Here is a 20,463-nt window from a genome sequence, read left to right as displayed (position 1 = left end):
AATGCGGCTGGGGCGTCGTCCGGTGGCGTGGCTGAAACACTGCCGGCTGAGGTGGACGGTCGTGCCGGCGGTGGCGTGGGTGAGGCGCATGCGGAGGGAACGGCGGCCGGGGAGCCGTCGCCCGCCGGCCAGCCGGAAGGTGTTCCCGCGGAGGCCGCTCCGGACGCCGGGGATCTGTCTGGTGCGGATGCCGCCAAGGGGCAGCCCGCGCCGCGGCGGGGTGTGCCGGGTGAGTGGCGGGGGATCGTGCTTGTCACCGGCACCGATACCGATGTCGGCAAGACCATTGTCACCGCCGCTGTGGCCGCCGCCGCGCAAGCTTCGGGGCTTCGGGTGGCTGTGATCAAGCCGGGGCAGACCGGCATCGTGACCGGTGCGCCGACCGACATCGAGGTCATCAGCCGGCTCGCGGGACCCGACACCGCCCGTACGCTCGCCGAATATCCCGAGCCCATGGCGCCGCTGGCCGCCGCCACGGTGGCCTCCATGCCGCCGCTCGAACTCTACGAAGTGGTCGACGCCATTCGGGCCGAGGCCGACAAACACGACCTGGTGCTCGTGGAGGGCGCCGGCGGCCTGCTCGTGCCGATGGGTGTGCGGCCCTCCGGTGAGTCGTGGACCGTTGCCGACCTGGCCACCGCCCTCGGTGTCAGCACGATCGTCGTGGCCCGGGCCGGTCTGGGCACGCTCAACCACACGGCCTTGACCCTGGAAGCCCTCAACCGCCGTGGCATCCCGGCCGGTGTGGTCATCGGCGCCTGGCCCTCCCACCCCGACCTGGTTCATTGGGCCAATCTGAGCGAGATGGTCCCGCACCTGCTCGGCGCCCTGCCCTCGGACGCCGGCCGGATGGACCCGGGTGTCTTCCGCCGGTCAGCGCCGGGCTGGCTCACCCCTTCGTTGTACGGCGTCCTCGACAACTGGCGCGTCTGGGCCGAGGAAACGGGCGACGGCCACCATTAGATGGGCCACCACTAGACAGCGCCGGCGAGGACCGAGGTGACCAGCTTCTCCACCTCGGCCGGGCCGGGTGGGGTGTCCTCGTGGCCGGCGAAGACCAGGTGGCCGGTGCCGATCAGGGTCAGGGCCAGGGTGTCCGGGTCGGCCTGTGGCGCCAGGCGGCCCTCGGTCTGTTCGGCCTTCAGATAGCTGGCCAGCACCGCCGCCGCCTCGGTCAGCAGGGGGATGCCGGTGGGGCGGTGGCGGCGGAGGCGGGTCCGGAGTTCGTCACGGGCGATGATCAGAGCCACGATGTGCAGCGCGACCGGGCTGAAGATCGCGGTCAGGGCGCCGGTCAGGTTGGTGACGACCGTCGCCGTGCCGGCGCGGGCCACGACGGTGTGCGGCAGGGCGGCGACGCGGTCCTCGACCAGGGCGGCCAGGAAGTCGTCGAAGTCGGCGAAGTGCCGGTGCAGCACGCCCTTGGCCACGCCCGCCTCGGCGGTCACGGCACGGCTGGTCAGGCCGGCGGCGCCCGCCCGGCGCAGCACGCGGTCGGCGGCGTCGAAGAGCTGCTGTCGTACGTCGCGCAGGGCCACACCGGTCGGCATGCGACCAGGCTATCCAGGCGGGCGCCGGCTCCCTAGAGTGGGCGCATGCCCACTCAACCTCACCACCAGCGCCAGGTTGCCGAGTCCTTCGGGATCGACCCGGGGAGGTACGACCGGACTCGGCCCCGCTACCCCGGCGAGCTGATCGAGCGGCTGGTGGCGCCGGACGTGCTCGACGTCGGGATCGGTACGGGAATCGTGGCCCGCGCGCTGCGGGATCGGGGCTGTCGTGTGCTCGGGGTCGAGCCCGACCTCCGGATGGCCGAGTTCAGCCGGCGGGACGGGTTCGAGGTCGAGGTGGCGACTTTCGAGCGGTGGGAGCCGCGCGGGCGGGTCTTCGACGCCGTGGTCGCCGGGCAGGCCTGGCACTGGGTCGACCCGGTGGCCGGCGCGGTCAAGGCCGGTCAGGTCCTGAAGGAGGATGGCCGGCTGACTCTGTTCTGGAACGCCGGCCAGCCGTCGCCGGAGGCGGCCGCCGCGTTCAAGGAGGTCTACGAGCGGCTGATGCCGGAGAGCATGATGGCCCGGGCGTACGGGTCCTCGGCCACCGCCGTGCAGATGTACACCTCGATGCTCGACCGGGCCGAGGAGGGCATGCGGGAGGCGGGCGTCTTCGGGCCGGCGGAGCGGTGGCGGTGGGACTGGGAGCAGGTCTACGGCCGCGCGGAATGGCTCGATCAGCTGCCGGCCCAGGGCGCGCACACGACGCTGCCGCCGGAGCGGCTGGCCGCGCTGCTGACCGCGACCGGTGAGGCGATCGACGCGCTCGGCGGCTCCTTCACGATGGGCTTCGCGACCGTCGCGGTGACCGCGACACGCGCCGTACGTCCTGAAGATCTCAAGAATTCCGGGTGACCGTCAGAACGGACGAAATGCGCCAAGCGGTACGCATCCGGCGGAGATCACCTGAACGGGCCGAGACATTGCCTGAACGGCTCAGTTGCCCCTTCGGGCAGTCGCTGGGAGCGCTCCCAGATGGTGGGACGGGAACGCTGCGGAAGCGTGGAACTACTTTCCGGTAATGCCGCACCCGTAGTGCGTCGCGCCTGCTCAGAAGGACGTTTCATGGGACCCGTGTGGCTGAGTATTATTCGGCTGCCCTGGCCGTCATATCGGTGCAGATCGATGAATTTTGATCGTCTGCCCACGCGCCTCGTGACTCCTGGCCGGAGTCTCGCGAGACCGGAGGACCGTTTGAGACCGCTCCCGAAAAATTTCCCGTCGGCGTTGATCCCGAGGGCTGTCCCCAGCCGTATCTCAGGCGACGGGGAAAGCTCCGGGCGGAGGTATCGATGCATGCGGTGGCCGAGGATCGGCTGGCGCCGGGCGGGGTTGGCCTGATGACACAGCGTTCCGGTGGACGGTGGCAGTCACTCGACGGGAGCCGTGGTGTGGGCGATGGTGGTTCGGTGATTCCCCGGCAGGCGCCGCGGCACGAGGCTGCGCCCTCGACCGGCCCCAGCCACGAGGACACCTTGGTCAAGATGCTCTACGAGGAGCATGCGGGCCCGTTGCTGATGTTCGTGCTGCGGCTGACCGGCGGTGACCGGCAGCGAGCCGAGGACATCGTGCAGGAGACCCTGCTGCGGGCCTGGCGCAACGCGCACCGGCTCGGCGCCCAGGGTCAGCAGTCGCTGCGGCCGTGGCTGGTCACGGTGGCCCGGCGGATCGCGATCGACGATCACCGCAGCGCCAGCGCCCGGCCGGCCGAGACGTACGACCGGGAGCTCGAGAGCTTCCCGAGTACGGCGGATGACACCGACCGCGTCCTGCAGTCGATGACCGTCTCGGACGCGCTGCGCGAGCTGAGCCAGTCGCACCGCGAGATCCTCATCGAGACGTACTTCCGGGGCCGTACGGTGCCGGAAGCGGCGGAGAAGCTCGGCCTTCCGTTGGGCACCGCCAAGTCACGCGTGTACTACGCTCTGCGTGCGCTGCGGACCGCGTTGCAGCAGCGGGGGGTGACGGAATGACACAGGAAGACCACTTCGACGTCGCGTCGTACGCCCTGGGCGTGCTCGACAGCCGCGACGCCGAGCGCTTCGAGGACCACCTCATCGAGTGCCCGCGCTGCGCGTACGAGCTCGAGTCGTTCGTCGAGGTCGCCGACCTGCTGGCCGACGTCGACGCGCAGTCGGTGATCGCCGCCGAGGAGACCCGGCGCGACGGGTTCATGCTGCAGAAGGTGATCGGCGAGGTCGCCCACGAGCGTCACCGGGCCAACAGCCGGCGGCTCTACTCGCTGGCCGCGGCCGTCGTCATCTTCGCGATGCTCTCGATCGGCGCCTTCTTCGTCGGTGGCCAGGTGGTCGGCGACAAGGGCGGCACCACCACGGGCAACACCACCGCGCAGGGCGGCAGCAGCCAGACCGACCCACTGCCCAACAGTGGCCAGGGTCCGGGCATCGGTGGCCCCGACCTGACCGGTGAGCGTTTCGACGGCGCCGACCCGCGTACGGGCGTACAGGCCTCGGTCGCCTTCGAGCAGAAGGACTTCGGCACCCAGATCCAGTTCGCCATCTCCAACATCACCGGCCCCAAGACGTGCCGGCTGGTCGCCGTGCACACCAACGGCACCACCGAGCCGCTCGTCTCGTGGACGGTGGGCACCAAGGGCTGGGGCACCGCGGCCAACTCGCAGCCGCTGCTGCTCCAGGCGGTCACCGCGACGCCGCGCGCCGACATCGCGCACGTCCAGGTGCAGGAGGTCCCCTCCGGCGAGACCCTGGTTCGCGTTCCGTAATCAATTCCTCACTAAAAGGGCCCGGCCGATTCGGCCGGGCCCTTTTTTGGTGTGCGCCGGAGAGCTTGGTACGGAACGGGAGCCCGAAGGGTTCAAACAAAATTCTGGGAAATTGATCGGCGCTTTTTTCAACCCGAAGCGATCCCCGCCGCGTACTACAGCCCGGAAACGCCAGTTGCAGAAATGATGGAGGGCACGTGTTCCCGGAGAAGCGAAAGTTGATGGTTGTCGGCACCGCCATCGCCGCAGCGTTCGCACTGCAGGGTTGCGCCCCGGCCGGATACGGCGGCAACGCCGCCGCCGACTACGGAAACGCCGCGGAGCCCGCCTCCGAGAACGTGGCGGCCACCGCCGGCGCCACCGCCGCCCCGAACGCCACGGCCGACCCCGCCGCGGAGGCCGACCCGAACGCGACAGCGCCTCCCGGCTCCGAGGACGCCGCGCCCGAGCTGAGCGAGGCGGCCGAGACCAACAAGCTCACCGGCACCAAGGTGGCCCGGATGGGCCAGGTCGTCGAGAACGAGGAACAGCAGGTGCTGTACCGCTTCGACAACGACACCAACAGCCCGCCGAAGTCCAACTGCGAGGGTGACTGCCTCAAGGTCTGGCCGGCCGCGCTGACCACCGACGGCAAGCCGACCCTCAAGGGCGTCGACTCCAAGCTGGTCGGGACGATCACCCGGTCCGACGGTTCGAAGCAGCTGACCCTGAAGGGCTGGCCGCTCTACACGTACATCGGCGACACCAAGCCGCACGCGTGGAAGGGCCAGAACGTGGCCGGCAAGTGGTTCGTGATCCAGCCCGACGGGGCCAAGAACCTCACCTGCCTTCCGGCGGTCTCGAAGGCGGTCGCCCCGCCCAAGGACGACGCCGCGGACGACGAGGGCGCGGCCGGCGCCGCCGGGTCGAGCGACGACTCCGGCAGTGACTACAGCTACTGACTTAACCGTCTTTTAAGAATTGCTCGATCGGAGGTTGAGGAAAATGCGTTCGCGGTTGCTGGTGGGCATTTCGGCGGCGATTCTGGCGTTCCTGATCGCCCCCGTCACCCCGGCCCACGCGGCCGGCGGCGACGGTGTCCCGGTCCCCGCGGCGACCGGGCTGTCCGACAAGGGCACCGGCGCGATCTCGGATGCCGACAAGGACTTCGTCATCAAGGTCCGGCTGGCCGGCCTGTGGGAGATCCCGGCCGGCAACATGGCGCAGGAGAAGTCGAACGACCCGCGCGTCGTGGCGATCGGCAAGGCCATCGCGGCCCAGCACGTGACCCTCGACGCCCTGGACCGCGCGGCGGCCAAGAAGCTCGACATCGACCTGCCCAACCAGCCGAACACCGACCAGCAGTTCTGGCTGCGCGAGATGCGCAACGCGACCGGCACGCGGTTCGACCAGATCTTCGTCGACCGGCTCCGGGCCGCCCACGGCAAGATCTTCCCCGCGATCGCGACGATCCGGGCCAGCACTCGCAACGACAGCGTTCGCAAGCTGGCCCAGCAGACCAACCAGTTCGTGCTGACTCACATCACGCTGCTCGAGTCGACCGGCATCGTCGACTACGGGTCGCTGCCCACAGCTCCCGCCCCCGCGGCGGCCGGAAAGGGACCGGTCCCAGTGGACGGGCAGATGCTCCAAGCCGCCAGCAGCAACAGCGGCGGCGTACCAGGCGTCAACACCACTGTGATCCTCCTTGTCCTCGCCGCCGCGCTCGTGGCCGGCGTCATCACGACCATGCGCATCTTCCGGGCGCGGTAGCCCCAGCCGCCGTCCGAGTCGCGTAAGAGAAAGGTTCACCCCATGCGAAGGTCCAAGTACCGGCGCGCCGCCAGGAGCAACAACTGGTTCAGCGGAAAACGCCGGATCATCGCGGTGGCTGCCACGCTGGTCGCCTTCGGCGGCATCGTGACCGTCACTCAGGTCTCCAACGCGAGCACCGACCGGAACCAGCGCAAGGCGCTCAGCGCGTGCGATCGGATCCAGGCGCCGCCACCGGCCGAACTGTCCACCAAGACACGCAAGGGCACCTACACCACCAACAACGGCAAGGTGACCCAGCACGCGGACGACGGTGCGGGCGAGACGGTGTCGGTCTCGACGCTGCGTACCCGGTGCCGTAACTGGGTGATGAACAACGTCGGCAACAACGGCAACAACAACGGTGGCGGCAACAACGGTGGTGGCCAGGCCACGACGCCGCCCACCACGCCGGCCACCCCGGCCGCCGACCCGAGTGCGAGCGTGCCCGCGGAAGAGGGCGGCAACAACGGCGGCGGCAACAACGGCGGCGGCAACAACGGCGGCAACAACGGTGGCCAGCCGAGCGAGAGCGCGCCCGCGGAAGAGGGCGGCAACAACGGTGGCGGCCAGGGTAACGGTGGCAACCAGCCCGACCCGCAGCCGACCGAGTCGCAGACCACCCCGCCGCCCGGCGCCGGCCTCGGCGTTTTGACCAACAGCTGCGACACCAGCCAGCTCGCGCCGCACGACGGCTTCCAGAACGGCAACCGCTGCGTCTCCACCGAGTTCGGTGAGGTCGGCGAGGCCGCGAACAACCCGACCCTGCTGATCACGCAGGCGCCGCGCCAGGTCGCGCCCAACACCCCGTTCACGCTGACCGTCAGCACCCGCAACCTGATCCGTGACCGCTTCCTGGCGGCCGGCAAGGGCGGGTACTACGTGGAGAGCTCGGTCCTGCAGAACGGCCTGGTCCGCGGTCACTTCCACACCGCGTGCCGGATGCTCGAGAACACCAACGCCGCCCCGGCGCCGGATCCGGTCCCCGCGTTCTTCGTGGCGACCGAGGACAGCCGCGGCAGCGCCACGCCGGACTCGGTGCAGATCCAGGTTCCGGGCCTGCCCACCGCCGGCACCGCGCAGTGCGCCTCGTGGGCCGGTGACGGCTCGCACCGCATCCCGATGATGCAGCGCGCCAACCAGATCCCCGCGTACGACGCCGTCCGGATCTCGGTCCGCAACGGCCGCGGGCGCTAAAGGTCGAGGAGCGGCGCCGCCTCACCGGCGGTGAACCCGGCCGGGGCGAGGCCACCGACATGGCCTCCGTCCCGGTCCGGGACCCCCCATCCCCGCCGGCTGGTCGTCCTTCCCCCTGATGGACGATGTGCGGCGGTCTCCGCTCCCAACGGCGGTCCGGACCAACTCGGGTGTCCGGTCGCCCCTCCGATGGCCCTGACCGGGAGCGCGGTCAGGGCCATCGGTCTGCCTGGGCAATCGCCGCCGAAGGTGGCACAGTGTTCCGGTGACTTCCGAGGTGACCCGCCGGCTGACGACGCCGCCGCGCTATCACTTCGGCGCCTCGGTCCGTCAGCTCGTGGTCCCCAAGCACGACCCGTGCGGCCACGTCACCGGGGACGACCTCTGGCTCGCGGCCCGCACCCCGGCCGGCCCGGCCACCCTCCATCTCTGCCGCGACAAATCGGGCATGGACGCCACGGCGTACGGGCCCGGCGCCGAGTGGATCATCGAGCGGGCCGACGCCATCGCCGGTCTCCGCGACGATGTCGAGGGCTTCGCCGAGCTGGCGGCGGGCAACCCGCTCGTCGCGCGATTGGCCAAGACCTTTTCCGGTGTACGGATGCCGTCCACCGCCATGGTGTTCCCGCGCGTGCTGCGGGCGATCCTGGAGCAGAAAGTCACCGGCAAGGAGGCCCACCGGTCGTACCGGGGAATCTGTAAGGCTCTGGGCGAGCCGGCGCCGGGCCCGGCCGATCTCGTGCTGCCGCCCGACCCGGCGGCGGTCGCGGCCATGGCGTACTGGGAATTCCATCCGTTCGGGGTCGAGCAGCGCCGCACGCAGGCCCTGCTGCGCGCCGCCCAGGTGGCCGAGCGGCTCGAGCGCTGCGCGGACTCGGCCGAGGCGACCCGCCGGCTCGTCGCCCTGCCGGGGATCGGGCCGTGGACCGCGGCCGAGGTGGTTCGGGTGGCCTACGGCGACGCGGACGCGGTGAGCGTCGGCGACTTCCACATCCCGAACACGGTCGCCTGGGCGCTGGCCGGCGAGGCCCGCGGCACCGACGAGCGCATGCTGGAGCTGCTGGAGCCGTTCCGCGGCCACCGGGGCCGAGTCTGCGACCTGCTCGCGCACGGCGGGATAGGCGCGCCGAAATTCGGCCCCCGGATGCCGATCCGCTCGTTCGCGCGCTTTTGAGGAAGCCGGGAAGCGCCCCTTCAGGGATGCTCTAAAATCGGGCGAATGGGCGAAATCGTCCTGGTGCTCGTGCTCGTCCTGGTCAACGCGGTCTTCTCGGGCAGCGAGATGGCCCTGGTCTCCTTGCGCGACAGCCAGGTGCAGCGGCTCGAACGGCAGTCGGGCGGTGGGCGGGTGCTGGCCCGGCTGACGCGTGACCCCAACCGGTTCCTCGCCACCATTCAGATCGGCATCACGCTGGCCGGCTTCCTCGCCTCGGCCACCGCCGCGGTGTCGCTGTCCGAACCGCTCGTGGGGCCGCTCGGCTTCCTCGGCAGCGCCGCCGAGCCCGCCGCGATCTTCGTCGTGACCGTGCTGCTGACCTTCGTCACCCTGGTCATCGGCGAGCTCGCGCCCAAGCGGATCGCCATGCAGCGCACCGAGGGCTGGGCCCTGCTGGTGGCCCGGCCGCTGGACGTGCTGTCGATGATCTCGCGACCGGCGGTCTGGCTGCTCGGCGCCTCGACCAACCTGATCGTCCGGCTGGCCGGCGGCGACCCGGCCGCCCAGCGCGAGGAGGTCACCACCGAGGAGATCCGCGACATGGTCGCGGCCCAGCAGGACTTCTCGGCCGAGCAGCGGACCATCATCAGTGGCGCCTTCGATATCGCCGACCGGATCCTGCGGGAGATCCTGGTGCCCCGCCGCGACGTGCTCACCCTGCCCAGCGGCGCGTCCGCGCACGACGCGCTGCGCCTGCTGATCGACGGCGGCCACTCGCGGGCCCCGGTGGTCGGCCCGGCCGGCCTGGACGACGTGGTCGGCACGGTGCACCTGCGGGACCTGGTCGACGTCGCCGGCACCGTCGACGAGCACTGCCGCCCCGGCGTCTTCCTGCCCGAGACGTTACGGGTCTCCGACGCCCTCATGCAGCTGCGCGGCGAGCGGCGGCAACTCGCCTTCGTGGTCGACGAGCGCGGCGCCATCGACGGCATCGTCACCATGGAGGACCTGGTCGAGGAGATCGTGGGGGAGATCTACGACGAGACCGACCGGGACGTGGCGGCGGTGGTCCACGAGCCGGACGGCGCCATGTCGATGCCCGGCTCGTTCCCCGTGCACGACCTGCCCGACCTCGGCTTCCACCCCGCGGGCGACTCGACCACGGTGGCCGGCATGGTGCTGGAGGCGCTCGGGCACATCCCCACCTGCCCGGGCGAGGTGGTGGCGCTGCCCGAGTTCACGGCCGAGGTGACCGAGGTGACCGGCCGGGCGATCACCCGTGTGCGGATCCGCGCGACCGCTGCCGGCTGACCTCGTAGAGCACGACGGAGGCGGCGGTGGCCGCGTTCAGTGAGCTGGCCGCCCCGGTGATCGGAATGCGGACCATGGCGTCGGCCGCCTCCCGCCAGCCGGCGCTGAGCCCGGTCGTCTCGTTGCCCACCAGCAGCACGCGCGGCCCGGTGAGGTCGTAGTCGGCCACGTCGACCGTGCCGTGCTCGTCGGTAGCGACGAGCCGCACGTCAAGTCCCTCCGAGCGCAGCCGGGACACCCAGCTCAGCACCTCCTCGTGGCCGTCGGCGCGGATCACCGGCAGCGCGAAGAGCGAACCCGTGCTGGCCCGGACCGCTTTCGGGTCGTACGGATCGGCGGCGTGCCCGGTGATCACCACGGCCGCCGCCCCGAACGCGTCGGCCGACCTGATCAGCGTCCCGATGTTGCCCGGCGTGGACGGCCGGTCGAAGACGACCACGAGAAGATCGTCGCTCCCGCGCGGCAGATCCGCCATTTCCGGAACGCGGACCACGGCCACCAGCTCAGCCGACTCCTTGTCGGCCAGCTCGGCGAACAGATCGGGCGCCATGGCCACCGGGCGCGCGCCGGACCGATCGAGGGTCGACCGAGCCCAGGCCGACAAGGAGTGGTTGTCGGGATAAATCAGGTCGGAGATCTCCCACCCGTAGTCCAGGGCCAGCGAGATCGGGCGCACACCGTGAACCAGAAACGAGCCGGCGCGGTGCCGCTTCGTCCGGTTGGTGAGCAGCGCCTGCCACTGCTGAAAGGAGGCATTCCGGGTAGTTACTCGCACGGCCGTCGACCCTACCCAACCGCACACACGCCAGTCACAATCGCTAGGCGAGGAGGTGTCCGCCATGCAAACTGACGGCGTGGCTTTCACCCTGACGATCGATTGCGGCGGCGGCGGCATCAAGGGGTCCGTCCTCGACGAGGCGGGCACGATGCGGGCGCAGCCGCTGCGCGTCCCGACCCCGTACCCGCTGCCTCCCGACCTCTTCGTGAAGACGCTGGTGCAGCTGGGGGAGCGCCTGCCCAGCGCCGACCGGGTCACCGTCGGCATGCCGGGCATGCTGCGGCACGGCGTGGTGGTCGCGACCCCGCATTACGTGACGCGGAGCGGGCCCCGCACCAAGGTCGATCCCGAGCTCGTCGAGGCGTGGAGCGGGTTCGACGCGCGCACCGCGCTGGCCGAGGCCTTCGGCATGCCGACGCTGGTGCTCAACGACGCCGAGGTGCACGGGGCCGGTGTGGTCGCCGGTACCGGGTGCGAGCTGGTGCTGACGCTCGGCACCGGGCTCGGCTGCGCGCTGTTCGACGGCGGCAAGCTCGCGCCGCACCTGGAGATGTCGCAGGCGCCGGTGCGCTGGGGGATGTCCTACGACACGTACATCGGCGAGCACGAGCGGCGCCGCCTGGGCGACGCCCTCTGGTCGCGGCGCGTCCGCAATGTCATCGAGGGGCTGCGGCCGGTCTTCCTGTGGGACCGGGTCTATCTGGGCGGTGGCAACTCCCGCCTCATCACTCCCGCCCAGCTGGCCCGCATGGGCGACGACGTCGTGGTGGTGCCGAACACGGCGGGCATCGTCGGGGGTGTCCGGGCCTGGACGTTGGGTACCGTTCGTTGACATGCGGCCCGCTGCGCTTCTCCTCGACTTCGGGGGCGTACTGGCGGACGCGCCGCCGCAGCGCAGCGCTCCGCCCGGTCTCGTCCTGCGGATCTTCAATCTGACCCGGGGCGCGCTGTCGCCGGGGGAGATCCAGCGGTCGGTCACCAAGGGCGCGGCCGATTACGCGCGGTGGCGCGACGAGGACTGGCCGGACGAGCTGAGCCAGGCCGAGGTGTTCGAGCGATTCATCCTGCCCGGCTGGCCGCCCGCGGCTCAGGTGCCGGTGCGCGGGGCGGTGCGGAAGCTGGCGTACGAGTGGGCGTGGCGCGACGACTGGGCGCTGCGGGCCGGGATTCCGGAGATGCTGCATTTCGCCGAGCAGGCTGAGATCCCGCTCGCGGTGGTCAGTAACTCGCTGGCCGGCGCGGCCCACCGTGACTTCCTCGACAAGGCCGGTATCGGCGGGTTCTTCGCCGCCCAGATCTACAGCGACGAGGTGGGCGTCCGCAAACCGAACCCGCAGATGATCTGGCACGCGACCGACGCGCTCGGCGTGGAGCCCGAAAAATCCTGGTTCGTCGGGGACACCCCGCGCCGCGACATCGAGTGCGGCCGCCGCGCCGGCGTCGGCCGGGCCCTGCTCATGCCGTCCCCGCGGACCAGGACGGAACCGGACGGCCCGGCCCCGGACGACGTCGTCGAGGACGGTTTCGCCCTGCTCAGGCTCCTGCGGGAATGAGCCCCGCTCAGGCTCCGGCGGGAATGAGCCCCGCTCAGGCTCCGGCGGGAATGAGCCCCGCTCAGGCTCCGGCGGGAATGAGCTGCCAGACGGTGGTGTGACGCACCGGCACGCTTTCCAGCGACACCGGCACCGGTACGTCGTACGACGCCCGCCTGGTCAATCCCTCGGACGGCAGGTAGGCCCGGCCCGGGTCGCCGATCAGCACCAGGCTGCCCCGGCCGGCCGCGCGCCGCAGGAAGGGCAGGACCCGGCCCGCCATCTCGCGGCTGTAGAAGACGTCACCGGCCAGGATCACGCCGTACGGGTCGTCGGTGTCCAGCAGATCGGCCTCCACCGTCAGTACCTCGACGCCGTTGGCCTCCGCGTTCACAGCGGCCGCGGCCAGCGAGTACGGATCGACGTCGTTGGCCGTGACCGGCCGCGCCCCCGCCTTGGCCGCGGCCACGGCCACCAGCCCCGAACCCGTGGCCAGGTCGAGCACGCTGCGCCCGCTCACCAGGTCGGGATGGTCGACCACGTGCCGGGCCAGCGCCTGCCCGCCCGCCCAGGCGAACGCCCAGAACGGCGGCGGCTGCTCGGCCCCGGCCTCCTCGGTCTTCTCCCACAGCGCGATCGGTTCCTCCGCCTGGTACAGCGAGAGCTCGGGGACGAAGGGCACGGGTGCGAGCACGGTGTTGCCGCGGATGAACTCGAGGAGCACACCACGATTGTGCCGGTTTCACTCAGGTCACCCCGCGCCGGGCCGATCAGGCACGCCGCGGAACCGATCGCGGAAGTGGGGGGCGGATCAAGAATGCCGGCACGCTGGGCCGCCGCCTTCGGTGGCTGGATGGCGCTGATCGCCGTCCTTTTCGTGCTGGCGCCGGCCGAGGCGCAGAGCCTCGTGCGGGTGGCCGGTGGTCTCTCGGCGGTCGCCGCTGTCGCTTATGGGGTACGCCGTTCCCAGCCGGCCGACCGCATGCCGTGGCGCCTCCTGGGTCTCGCGGTGGCGCTCTCCTCGGTCGGCGCCGCCGCCGTCGCGGCACCGGCCTGGCTTCTCGGCCACGTTCCGGGCCTGTCCACGGCCGGCTCGGTGCTGGCGCTGGTCGCCTACCCGGTGCTGGCCGGCATGCTCCTCGTGCTGATCCGCCGGCGTACCGGGGGGATCCGCGACCGGGCCGCCCTGCTCGACGCGCTCACCCTCACCGCCGGTGTCGCGCTGCTCGCCTGGAGCTTCGTGCTCGGCCCGGACCCGCAGCGGACCGGCGCCTTCGCCGAGATCGCGTTCCCGCTGGCCGACCTGTTGCTGCTGGGCACGCTGACCCGCCTGCTGACCGCGGGCCGCCCGGTGACGGCCGGCCGGATCCTCGGCGCCGGCCTGCTGGTCATGGTGGTGTCCGACGCCGCCTGGCCGCTGTCCGCTGTCGGCGGCTTCGCCCTGTACGCGGCGGCCGGCCTGGCCGCGCTGCACCCGTCGATGATCGAGCTGAGCCGGACCGCCCCGGCCGCCGAGACCGAGCTGACCCGCGTCCGGCTGGCCCTGCTCGGTCTCGCCTCCATGGTGGCGCCGGCGGTGCTGGTGATGCGGATGTTCCGTGCCGGCGAGGCGCCTGATCTGACCGTCGTCGCGATCCTGAGCGCCCTGACGTTCCTGCTCGTGCTGGTGCGGATGGCCGGCATCATGGCCAGTCACCGGCAGGCGCTGGCCCGGGAGCGGGCGCTCCGCCGGGCCTCGGCCGCCCTGGTCTCGGCCAACGCCACGGACGAGGTCAACGCGGCCGTCCGCGTCGCGGTGGCGGAGCTGCTGCCGCCGGACACCTCGCACGGGGTCGTGCTGGCGCTCGCCGAAAGCGAGGCCGAGCCCGGCGGCACCGAGGCCCGGATCGTGCCGACCAAGGACGTCGACTGGGCGGTCGCGGTGCGGCTCACCAACTTCAGCATGACCCTGCGCAGTCCGATGGTGCTCGGCGATCGCCCGGCCGGGGCATCGCTGCTCGGCGTGCTGCACGTCGGCGCGCCCACCGCGCTGCTGCCCGGCCTGCTGCGGGCGGTCGAGGTGCTGGCCGGGCAAGCGGCGCTGGCGCTGGAACGGATCGCGCTCAGCCACGAGGTGATCCGGCGCAACAGCGAGACGTACTTCCGCACCCTCGTGCAGAACACCTCCGACGTCATCCTCATCGTCGACGAGTTCGACCGGATCCGGTACGCCAGCCCGTCGGCGGCGACGGTGCTCGGCGCCGACCCGAGCGGCACGCTGCTGCCCGGCGTGATCCATCCGGGCGACCGGAGCCGGCTCGACGAGGTGCTGGCCGCTATCCGGGCCGGTGACACGATGCGGGAGGGGCTGGACTTCCGGGCGGTCGGCCACCGCCGTACCTCCGTGCTGCTGGAGATGCGGGCGCAGGATCTGCGGGCCGATCCGACGGTGGCCGGCCTGGTGGTGACCCTGCGGGATGTGACCGAGCGGCGCCGGCTCGAGCAGGAACTGACCCATCAGGCGTTCCACGACTCGATGACCGGGCTCGCCAACCGGGTGCTGTTCCACGACCGGCTCGGGCACGCGCTGCACCGGGGTGCCCGCGACGGCTCGGTCGTGGGCGTGCTCTTCATCGACCTCGACGACTTCAAGAAGGTGAACGACACGCTCGGCCACGCGGTCGGCGACCAGCTGCTGATCACGGTGGCGCACCGGATCGCCGGGGCGCTGCGGGCCGACGACACGGCGGCCCGGCTCGGCGGCGACGAGTTCGCCGCGCTGGTCGAGAACGTGCAGGACCCGGGTGCGGTCGAAGAGACCGCCCAGCGCATCCTGGCCGCGCTGGCCGAGCCGGTGCCGCTCGACGACGGCACGAGCATCATGGCCGTGGCCAGCATCGGCATCACCACCACGCCCGAGGCCGACTCGGCCGACGAGTTGCTGCGCCAGGCCGACCTGGCGCTGTACGTGGCCAAGGGCGCCGGCAAGAACCAGTGGCGCCGCTACCGGGCCGATCTGCACGGCGCGATGGTCGAGCGCCTGGAGCTGCGCTCGGCTCTCGACCACGCCGCCCGGGAGGGGCAGTTCGTGCTCGCCTACCAGCCGATCGTGGACCTCGGCTCGGACGAGCCGGTCGGCTACGAGGCCCTGGTCCGCTGGCACCACCCGGCCCGCGGCGTGGTCCAGCCGGCCGAGTTCATCGAGGTGGCCGAGGAGAGCGGCCTGGTCGTCCCGATGGGCCGCTGGGTGCTGGAGCAGGCGCTGCACACGGTCGCCCAGTGGCGCCGCATCCTGCCGCGCTCGCGCCAGCCGTACGTCAGCGTGAACGTCTCGGTCCGCCAGTTCCGCGAGACCGGCTTCGTCGACGAGGTCAAGCAGGCCCTGGCCCGGGCCGCCGTGCCGCCGCACGCCCTGATGCTGGAACTGAACGAGACGGCGCTGACCCCGGAGAACGAGGCGGTCCGGCCCCTGCTGCGGGAGTTGCGGGAGCACGGCGTCCGGATCGCCGCCGACTACTTCGGCCCGGACCTGGATGGTCTGCCCCTGGACGTCGTGAAGATCGACAAGTCGGCCATCGACGACATCGCCCAGAGCCAGGAGCAGCTGGCCCGGGTGCAGGGCATGGTCGCCCTGGCCCGCCAGTACGGCGTGACGGTCATCGCCGAGGGCATCGAGAGCACGACCCACCGCGACCTGCTGTCCTGGCTCGGCTGCCCGCTGGGACAGGGCTACCTCTTCTCCAGCCCGGTCGACGGCACCGACGCCCTCAGCCAGATGACCGCCCGCCTGCCGCTGACCGCATAGAAAAAAGCGCTAGTACGGGTTGCCGGTGCCGGGCAGGCGCCCCCGGAGCAGGCCGCCGAGGCGGCCCGGGAGGGCGGGGTCGGCCGACAGGGGCGGGCCGTCGCCGTGGGCGCGGTCGGCCATGCCGGCGATCAGCTCCCGCAGCGACTCGACGGCGTCGTGGGCCGGGCGCCAGCCGAGTTCGGTGGCCGCCCGGTCGCAGGACATCAGCGGGGCCTTCAGGGCCAGCCGCACCCAGCCGGCGTCGATCGGCTGCAGGCGCAGCCACCACGACAGGGCGGCCGCGCCGGTCAGGGCGGCGCCCGGAACCGGGACCCGGATCCCGTGGAAGGCCTGGGCCGCGACCCGCGTGTCGAGCACCGGGCCGGCGGCGATGTTGAAGGCGCCGTGCACGTCCGAGAGCACCGACCGGGCGTACGCCTCGGCCACGTCGTCGGCGTGGACGGCCTGGACCCGCAGGGCCGGGTGGGACGGGATGGCCGGGATCCACTGCGGCCGCAGCAGCCGCGCCGGCAACAGCGGCCCCGCGAAGTAGCGGGCGATCTCGGTGCCCACGGCCCGCTGGAAGATCAGGCCGGGGCGCAGGCGGACCACGCGCAGCGTCGGATGTTCCGACTCGACAGCGTCCAGCATCCGTTCGACCTGGGCCTTGTGGCGGCTGTAGGAGGAGGCGAGCACCCCGCCCCGGGCCCAGTTCTCCCGGACGTAGGCGTCCTTCGGCCCCGGCGAGTAGACGCCCACCGACGACGCCTGCACCAGGGCGCGGGCCCCCGAGCGCAGCACCGCCCGGGCCACCGCGCGGCTGCCCAGCACGTTCGTGCGGTACAGCAGGTGCTGGTCGTGGCTGGGCTGGATCTGCCAGGCCAGGTGCACCACCGCGTCGGCGCCGGTGAAGACCTCGGTGAGGCGCTCGGTGGCGTCCTCGGCCCCGATGTCCACCGAGTGCCAGGTCGCGCCCGCGTACACGCCGACGGGGTCGGGCAGCCGCCGGGCCACCCCGGCCACCTCGACCTCGGGTTCCGCGGCCAGACGGCGCAGCAGGGCGGTTCCGGCGTTGCCGGTGGCTCCGACGATGACGACTCGCATGTATTGGCCGTACCCGAGGCGGCGCGGTTGAATCACCCCGGCCGGGGTAGGCAGTCCACTCATGAACCTCGTCGTGAACGGCGTCGAGCACGAGCTTGACCTGGACCCGCGCACCACGCTGCTGGACGCGCTGCGCGAACACCTCGGCCTGACCGGGGCCAAAAAGGGCTGCGACCACGGCCAGTGCGGCGCCTGCACGGTGCTGCTCGACGGCCGCCGGGTGAACAGCTGTCTGATCCTGGCCGTCACCCAATCGGGCACCCCGGTCACCACCATCGAGGGGGTCGATCATCCGGTGCAGCGCGAGTTCCTGGAGCACGACGGCTTCCAGTGCGGGTACTGCACGCCGGGCCAGATCTGCTCGGCGGTCGGCATGCTGGACGAGGTGGCCCGGGGCTGGCCGAGCGCGGTCACCGACGGCGGTGACGATCTGCTCAGCGACGCCGAGATCCGGGAGCGGATGAGCGGCAACCTGTGCCGCTGCGGGGCCTACGCGAACATGGTCCCGGCCATCAAAGAGGCGGCGGCCCGGTGAAGACCTTCACCTACCGGACGGCCACCGACGCGGAGGGCGGCCTCGAGCCGGGCGCGACGTTCCTGGCCGGCGGCACCAACCTGGTCGACCTGATGAAGCTGGGCGTGGCCACGCCGGACGTGCTGGTCGACGTGACCCGGCTCGGCCTGGACGAGGTCAGCGAGCGACCCGGCGGCGGGCTGCGGATCGGAGCCGGCGTGCGCAACAGCGACCTGGCCGCCCATCCGCTTGTGCGCCGCGACTTCCCGGTGCTGAGCCAGGCGTTGCTGGCGGGGGCTTCGGGTCAGCTGCGCAACATGGCCACCACCGGGGGCAACCTGCTGCAGCGAACCCGGTGCCGCTACTTCATGGACCCCACCAAGCCGTGCAACAAACACGCGCCGGGTACGGGCTGTCCCGCGCGCGAGGGCGACCATCGCAACCTGGCCGTCCTGGGCGGCTCCGAGCACTGCATCGCCACGCACCCGTCGGACATGGCGGTGGCCATGGTCGCGCTGGACGCCGTGGTGAACACGTCGCAGCGGGCCATTCCGGTCAGCGATCTCTACCGGCTGCCCGGCGACGACCCGTCCCGGGACACCGTCCTCGAGCACGGTGAGCTGATCACCTCAGTCGATCTTCCCGTTCTGAAGGGGAAGTCGGCCTACCGGAAAGTGCGCGACCGGGCCTCGTACGCCTTCGCCGTCTCCTCCGTCGCGGCCGCGGTGACCGTCGCGGACGGCCGGGTGACCGACGTCCGGCTCGCGTTCGGCGCGGTGGCGCCGAAACCGTGGCGGGCGCTGATCGCCGAGGAGGCGCTGCGCGGACAGCCCGCCACGCGGGAATCCTTCCTGGCCGCGGCCGACGCCGAGCTGGCCGCCGCCGAGCCGCTACGGGACAACGCTTTCAAGATTCCGCTCGTCCGCAACCTGGTCGCCTCCGTGCTCGAAGGGCTGACGTCATGACCGCCACCGCACACCGCGCCGTCGGGCAGCCGCTGCCGCGCGTCGAGGGACCGGACAAGGTCACCGGCACGGCGAAGTACGCGGCCGAGTATCAGGTGGGCGACGACGTCGCGTACGCCTGGGTCGTGCAGTCGCCGGTGCCCCGGGGGCGGCTCGTCGACGTCCAGGTCGATCCGCTGCTCGACGTGATCGCCGTTCTCTGGCACGGCAACGCGCCCCGGCTCGCCGACGGCGACGACCCCGAGCTGGCCGTCCTCCAGTCCGACCAGATCAGCTACCGGGGCCAGGCCGTGGCGCTGGTCGTAGCCCGCACCCTCGAAGCCGCCCGGCGCGGGGCGCAGGAGCTGTCACTGACCATCGAGAAGGAGCCGCACGACGCCGTCCTGCGCACCGACCATCCGGACCTTTACACCCCTTCGGTCGTCAACCCGAGCTTCCCCTCGGAGACCTCGGCCGGCGACGTCTCGGTCGCGGCGCCGGTGACGGTCGACGTCACCTACACGACGCCGGCACTGCACAACAACCCGATGGAACCCCACGCCACGACCGCCGTGTGGTCCGGCGACGACCTCATCCTGTACGACTCGAACCAGCACCCGGCCGGCGTCGCGGCCACCGTGGGCGCGCTCTTCGGTCTCGAACCGGAGCAGGTGCACGTGGTGACCGAGCACGTCGGCGGCGGGTTCGGCTCCAAGGGAACGGCCCGGCCCAACGCCGTCCTGGCCGCGATGGCGGCCCGGGTCACCGGCCACCCGGTGAAGCTGGCCCTGCCCCGGCAGGCGCTGTTCAGCATGGTCGGCCACCGCACGCCGACGATCCAGCGGGTCCGCCTCGGCGCCACCGCCGACGGGGTGCTCACCGTGATCGACCACGAGGCGTACTCGCAAAGCTCCCGTCTCCTGGAATTCGCCGAGCAGACGGCGGTGGCCACCCGGCACATGTACGCGGCCCCGAACCGCCGCACCGGCCACCGCCTGACCCGGCTCGACATGCCGACGCCGCGCTGGATGCGCGCCCCCGGCGAGGCGCCCGGCATGGTGGCGCTGGAATGCGCGATGGACGAGCTGGCCGTGGCGCTCGACATGGACCCGATCGAGCTGCGCGTGCGCAACGAGCCGACGGTCGACCCGGACTCGGGCAAGCCGTTCACGTCACGCCACTACGTGGAATGCCTGCGCCGGGGCGCCGACCGTTTCGGCTGGGTGAACCGCAATCCCCGGCCCCGGCAGCGACGCGAGGGCGACTGGTGGATCGGCACGGGCGTGGCCGGCGCGACGTACCCGACGATGGCCCAGCCGTCCACGGCCCGCGTCCGCGACCTCGGCGAGGACCACTTCGAGGTGGCGATCGCGGCGGCCGACCTGGGCACGGGCGCCCGCACCATCCTGACCCAGATCGCCGCCGACGCCCTCGGCGTGCCGGTCACCCGGGTGCGCCTGCGGATCGGCGACAGCACGCTGCCCAAGGCGTCGGTGGCCGGCGGCTCGTCGGGCAGCGCCTCCTGGGGCTGGGCGGTCACCGGGGCCTGCCGGTCGCTGCGCGAGACCGGACAGAGCGAAGTCGTCTTCGACAGCACGGAGATCGTCGGCCGGCAGGAGAAGGAGGGAAAGCACGCCTTCGGCGCCCACTTCGCCGAGGTACGGGTGGACGCGGTCACCGGCGAGGTGCGCGTGTCCCGGCTCTTCGGCATGTACGCGTGCGGCCGCATCCTGAACCCGCGCACGGCCCGCAGCCAGTTCATCGGCGGCATGACGATGGGCATGGGGATGGCCCTGTTCGAGGAGGGCGTCCTCGACCCGGCCATGGGCGAATGGGTCAACCACGACCTGGCCGAGTACCACATCCCGGCGCACGCCGACATCGAGTCCATCGAGGCGGAGTGGCTGGACGAAGAGGACTCCGCGGTCAACCCGATGGGCAGCAAGGGCATCGGCGAGATCGGCATCGTGGGGTCCCCCGCCGCCATCCTCAACGCCGTCTGGCACGCCACCGGCGTCCGGATCCGCGACCTCCCGGCCCGCCTGGACAAGATCCTGCCGTTCCTCTAGCCCGTTCC

General features: G+C 71.8%; 19 protein-coding genes. 15 read left to right on the top strand and 4 right to left on the bottom strand.

The window, feature by feature from the left end:
* Positions 1 to 222 precede the first annotated feature (222 nt).
* A complete protein-coding gene (gene bioD, locus ACGFJ7_RS00895; protein ID WP_360243518.1) occupies positions 223 to 963 on the top strand; it encodes a dethiobiotin synthase in 741 nt (246 codons plus the stop codon).
* A gap of 11 nt (positions 964 to 974) precedes the next feature.
* On the opposite strand, the gene ACGFJ7_RS00890 is transcribed toward bioD, so the two are convergent.
* Entirely contained in the window at positions 975 to 1,550 is a 576-nt protein-coding gene (locus ACGFJ7_RS00890) for a TetR/AcrR family transcriptional regulator (protein ID WP_392640020.1), read from the bottom strand.
* A gap of 45 nt (positions 1,551 to 1,595) precedes the next feature.
* On the opposite strand from ACGFJ7_RS00890, the gene ACGFJ7_RS00885 reads away from it, so the two are divergent.
* The 8 genes from ACGFJ7_RS00885 to ACGFJ7_RS00850 all read left to right on the top strand — a co-directional run bounded on the left by ACGFJ7_RS00885 (position 1,596) and on the right by ACGFJ7_RS00850 (position 9,748).
* Positions 1,596 to 2,405 carry a class I SAM-dependent methyltransferase gene (locus ACGFJ7_RS00885; RefSeq protein ID WP_392640017.1) on the top strand — a complete coding sequence of 270 codons (810 nt, stop codon included), beginning with the start codon at positions 1,596 to 1,598 and terminating at the stop codon, positions 2,403 to 2,405.
* A gap of 437 nt (positions 2,406 to 2,842) precedes the next feature.
* Positions 2,843 to 3,523, top strand: a complete 681-nt coding sequence (locus tag ACGFJ7_RS00880; protein ID WP_360241311.1) for a sigma-70 family RNA polymerase sigma factor — start codon at positions 2,843 to 2,845, stop codon at positions 3,521 to 3,523.
* On the top strand, positions 3,520 to 4,293 hold the full coding sequence (locus ACGFJ7_RS00875) for a zf-HC2 domain-containing protein (protein WP_360241309.1): 774 nt from the start codon (positions 3,520 to 3,522) through the stop codon (positions 4,291 to 4,293). The genes ACGFJ7_RS00880 and ACGFJ7_RS00875 overlap by 4 nt, the downstream gene beginning before the upstream one ends.
* A 221-nt stretch (positions 4,294 to 4,514) precedes the next feature.
* Complete coding sequence (locus ACGFJ7_RS00870) at positions 4,515 to 5,234, top strand: hypothetical protein (protein ID WP_360241306.1); 720 nt, start codon at positions 4,515 to 4,517, stop codon at positions 5,232 to 5,234.
* Between the two features lie 43 nt (positions 5,235 to 5,277).
* On the top strand, positions 5,278 to 6,045 hold the full coding sequence (locus ACGFJ7_RS00865) for a DUF4142 domain-containing protein (RefSeq protein WP_360241303.1): 768 nt from the start codon (positions 5,278 to 5,280) through the stop codon (positions 6,043 to 6,045).
* 42 nt (positions 6,046 to 6,087) lie between these two features.
* Positions 6,088 to 7,281, top strand: coding sequence for a Pecanex-like protein 1 (locus ACGFJ7_RS00860; RefSeq protein WP_360241300.1), 1,194 nt, complete (start codon positions 6,088 to 6,090; stop codon positions 7,279 to 7,281).
* 265 nt (positions 7,282 to 7,546) lie between these two features.
* Positions 7,547 to 8,455, top strand: a complete 909-nt coding sequence (locus ACGFJ7_RS00855; RefSeq protein WP_360241297.1) for a DNA-3-methyladenine glycosylase 2 family protein — start codon at positions 7,547 to 7,549, stop codon at positions 8,453 to 8,455.
* Positions 8,456 to 8,500: 45 nt separating this feature from the next.
* Positions 8,501 to 9,748 (top strand): hemolysin family protein, encoded by a 1,248-nt coding sequence (locus ACGFJ7_RS00850; protein WP_392640013.1) that lies wholly within the window; start codon positions 8,501 to 8,503, stop codon positions 9,746 to 9,748.
* Here ACGFJ7_RS00850 and ACGFJ7_RS00845 read toward each other — a convergent pair.
* Positions 9,711 to 10,523: a TrmH family RNA methyltransferase gene (locus ACGFJ7_RS00845; protein WP_392640010.1), complete on the bottom strand. Its 813-nt coding sequence runs from the start codon at positions 10,521 to 10,523 to the stop codon at positions 9,711 to 9,713. The genes ACGFJ7_RS00850 and ACGFJ7_RS00845 overlap by 38 nt on opposite strands.
* A 79-nt stretch (positions 10,524 to 10,602) precedes the next feature.
* Between ACGFJ7_RS00845 and ACGFJ7_RS00840 the strand changes: the two genes are divergently transcribed.
* Together ACGFJ7_RS00840 and ACGFJ7_RS00835 are read left to right on the top strand one after the other, a co-directional pair.
* Positions 10,603 to 11,358: an ROK family protein gene (locus tag ACGFJ7_RS00840; protein ID WP_360241288.1), complete on the top strand. Its 756-nt coding sequence runs from the start codon at positions 10,603 to 10,605 to the stop codon at positions 11,356 to 11,358.
* Between the two features lies 1 nt (position 11,359).
* Positions 11,360 to 12,079: an HAD family hydrolase gene (locus tag ACGFJ7_RS00835; RefSeq protein ID WP_392640007.1), complete on the top strand. Its 720-nt coding sequence runs from the start codon at positions 11,360 to 11,362 to the stop codon at positions 12,077 to 12,079.
* Positions 12,080 to 12,140: 61 nt separating this feature from the next.
* Here ACGFJ7_RS00835 and ACGFJ7_RS00830 read toward each other — a convergent pair whose 3' ends face one another.
* Positions 12,141 to 12,782, bottom strand: coding sequence for a 50S ribosomal protein L11 methyltransferase (locus tag ACGFJ7_RS00830; RefSeq protein WP_360241282.1), 642 nt, complete (start codon positions 12,780 to 12,782; stop codon positions 12,141 to 12,143).
* A 93-nt stretch (positions 12,783 to 12,875) separates the two neighbouring features.
* On the opposite strand from ACGFJ7_RS00830, the gene ACGFJ7_RS00825 reads away from it, so the two are divergent.
* Complete coding sequence (locus tag ACGFJ7_RS00825) at positions 12,876 to 15,842, top strand: putative bifunctional diguanylate cyclase/phosphodiesterase (protein ID WP_392640004.1); 2,967 nt, start codon at positions 12,876 to 12,878, stop codon at positions 15,840 to 15,842.
* A 9-nt stretch (positions 15,843 to 15,851) separates the two neighbouring features.
* Here the strand turns inward: ACGFJ7_RS00825 and ACGFJ7_RS00820 are convergent, their stop codons facing one another.
* Complete coding sequence (locus tag ACGFJ7_RS00820; protein WP_392640001.1) at positions 15,852 to 16,928, bottom strand: NAD-dependent epimerase/dehydratase family protein; 1,077 nt, start codon at positions 16,926 to 16,928, stop codon at positions 15,852 to 15,854.
* Positions 16,929 to 16,989: 61 nt separating this feature from the next.
* Between ACGFJ7_RS00820 and ACGFJ7_RS00815 the strand changes: the two genes are divergently transcribed.
* From ACGFJ7_RS00815 to ACGFJ7_RS00805, 3 genes are read left to right on the top strand one after another with little or no spacing between them, the layout of a single operon-like run.
* Entirely contained in the window at positions 16,990 to 17,463 is a 474-nt protein-coding gene (locus ACGFJ7_RS00815; RefSeq protein ID WP_392639999.1) for a 2Fe-2S iron-sulfur cluster-binding protein, read from the top strand.
* The gene (locus ACGFJ7_RS00810; protein WP_360241270.1) at positions 17,460 to 18,407 is read left to right on the top strand and encodes a xanthine dehydrogenase family protein subunit M; all 948 of its coding nucleotides are present in this window, start codon (positions 17,460 to 17,462) and stop codon (positions 18,405 to 18,407) included. Before ACGFJ7_RS00815 ends, ACGFJ7_RS00810 begins: the two co-directional genes overlap by 4 nt.
* The gene (locus ACGFJ7_RS00805) at positions 18,404 to 20,455 is read left to right on the top strand and encodes a xanthine dehydrogenase family protein molybdopterin-binding subunit (protein WP_360241267.1); all 2,052 of its coding nucleotides are present in this window, start codon (positions 18,404 to 18,406) and stop codon (positions 20,453 to 20,455) included. The genes ACGFJ7_RS00810 and ACGFJ7_RS00805 overlap by 4 nt, the downstream gene beginning before the upstream one ends.
* Positions 20,456 to 20,463: the final 8 nt, after the last annotated feature.

This window comes from Actinoplanes sp. NPDC048988, from assembly GCF_043197815.1.
In the GTDB taxonomy this organism is placed as follows: Bacteria; Actinomycetota; Actinomycetes; order Mycobacteriales; family Micromonosporaceae; genus Actinoplanes.
Note: the sequence above shows the minus strand (reverse complement) of the source record. Positions and strands in the feature narration are given on the sequence as shown.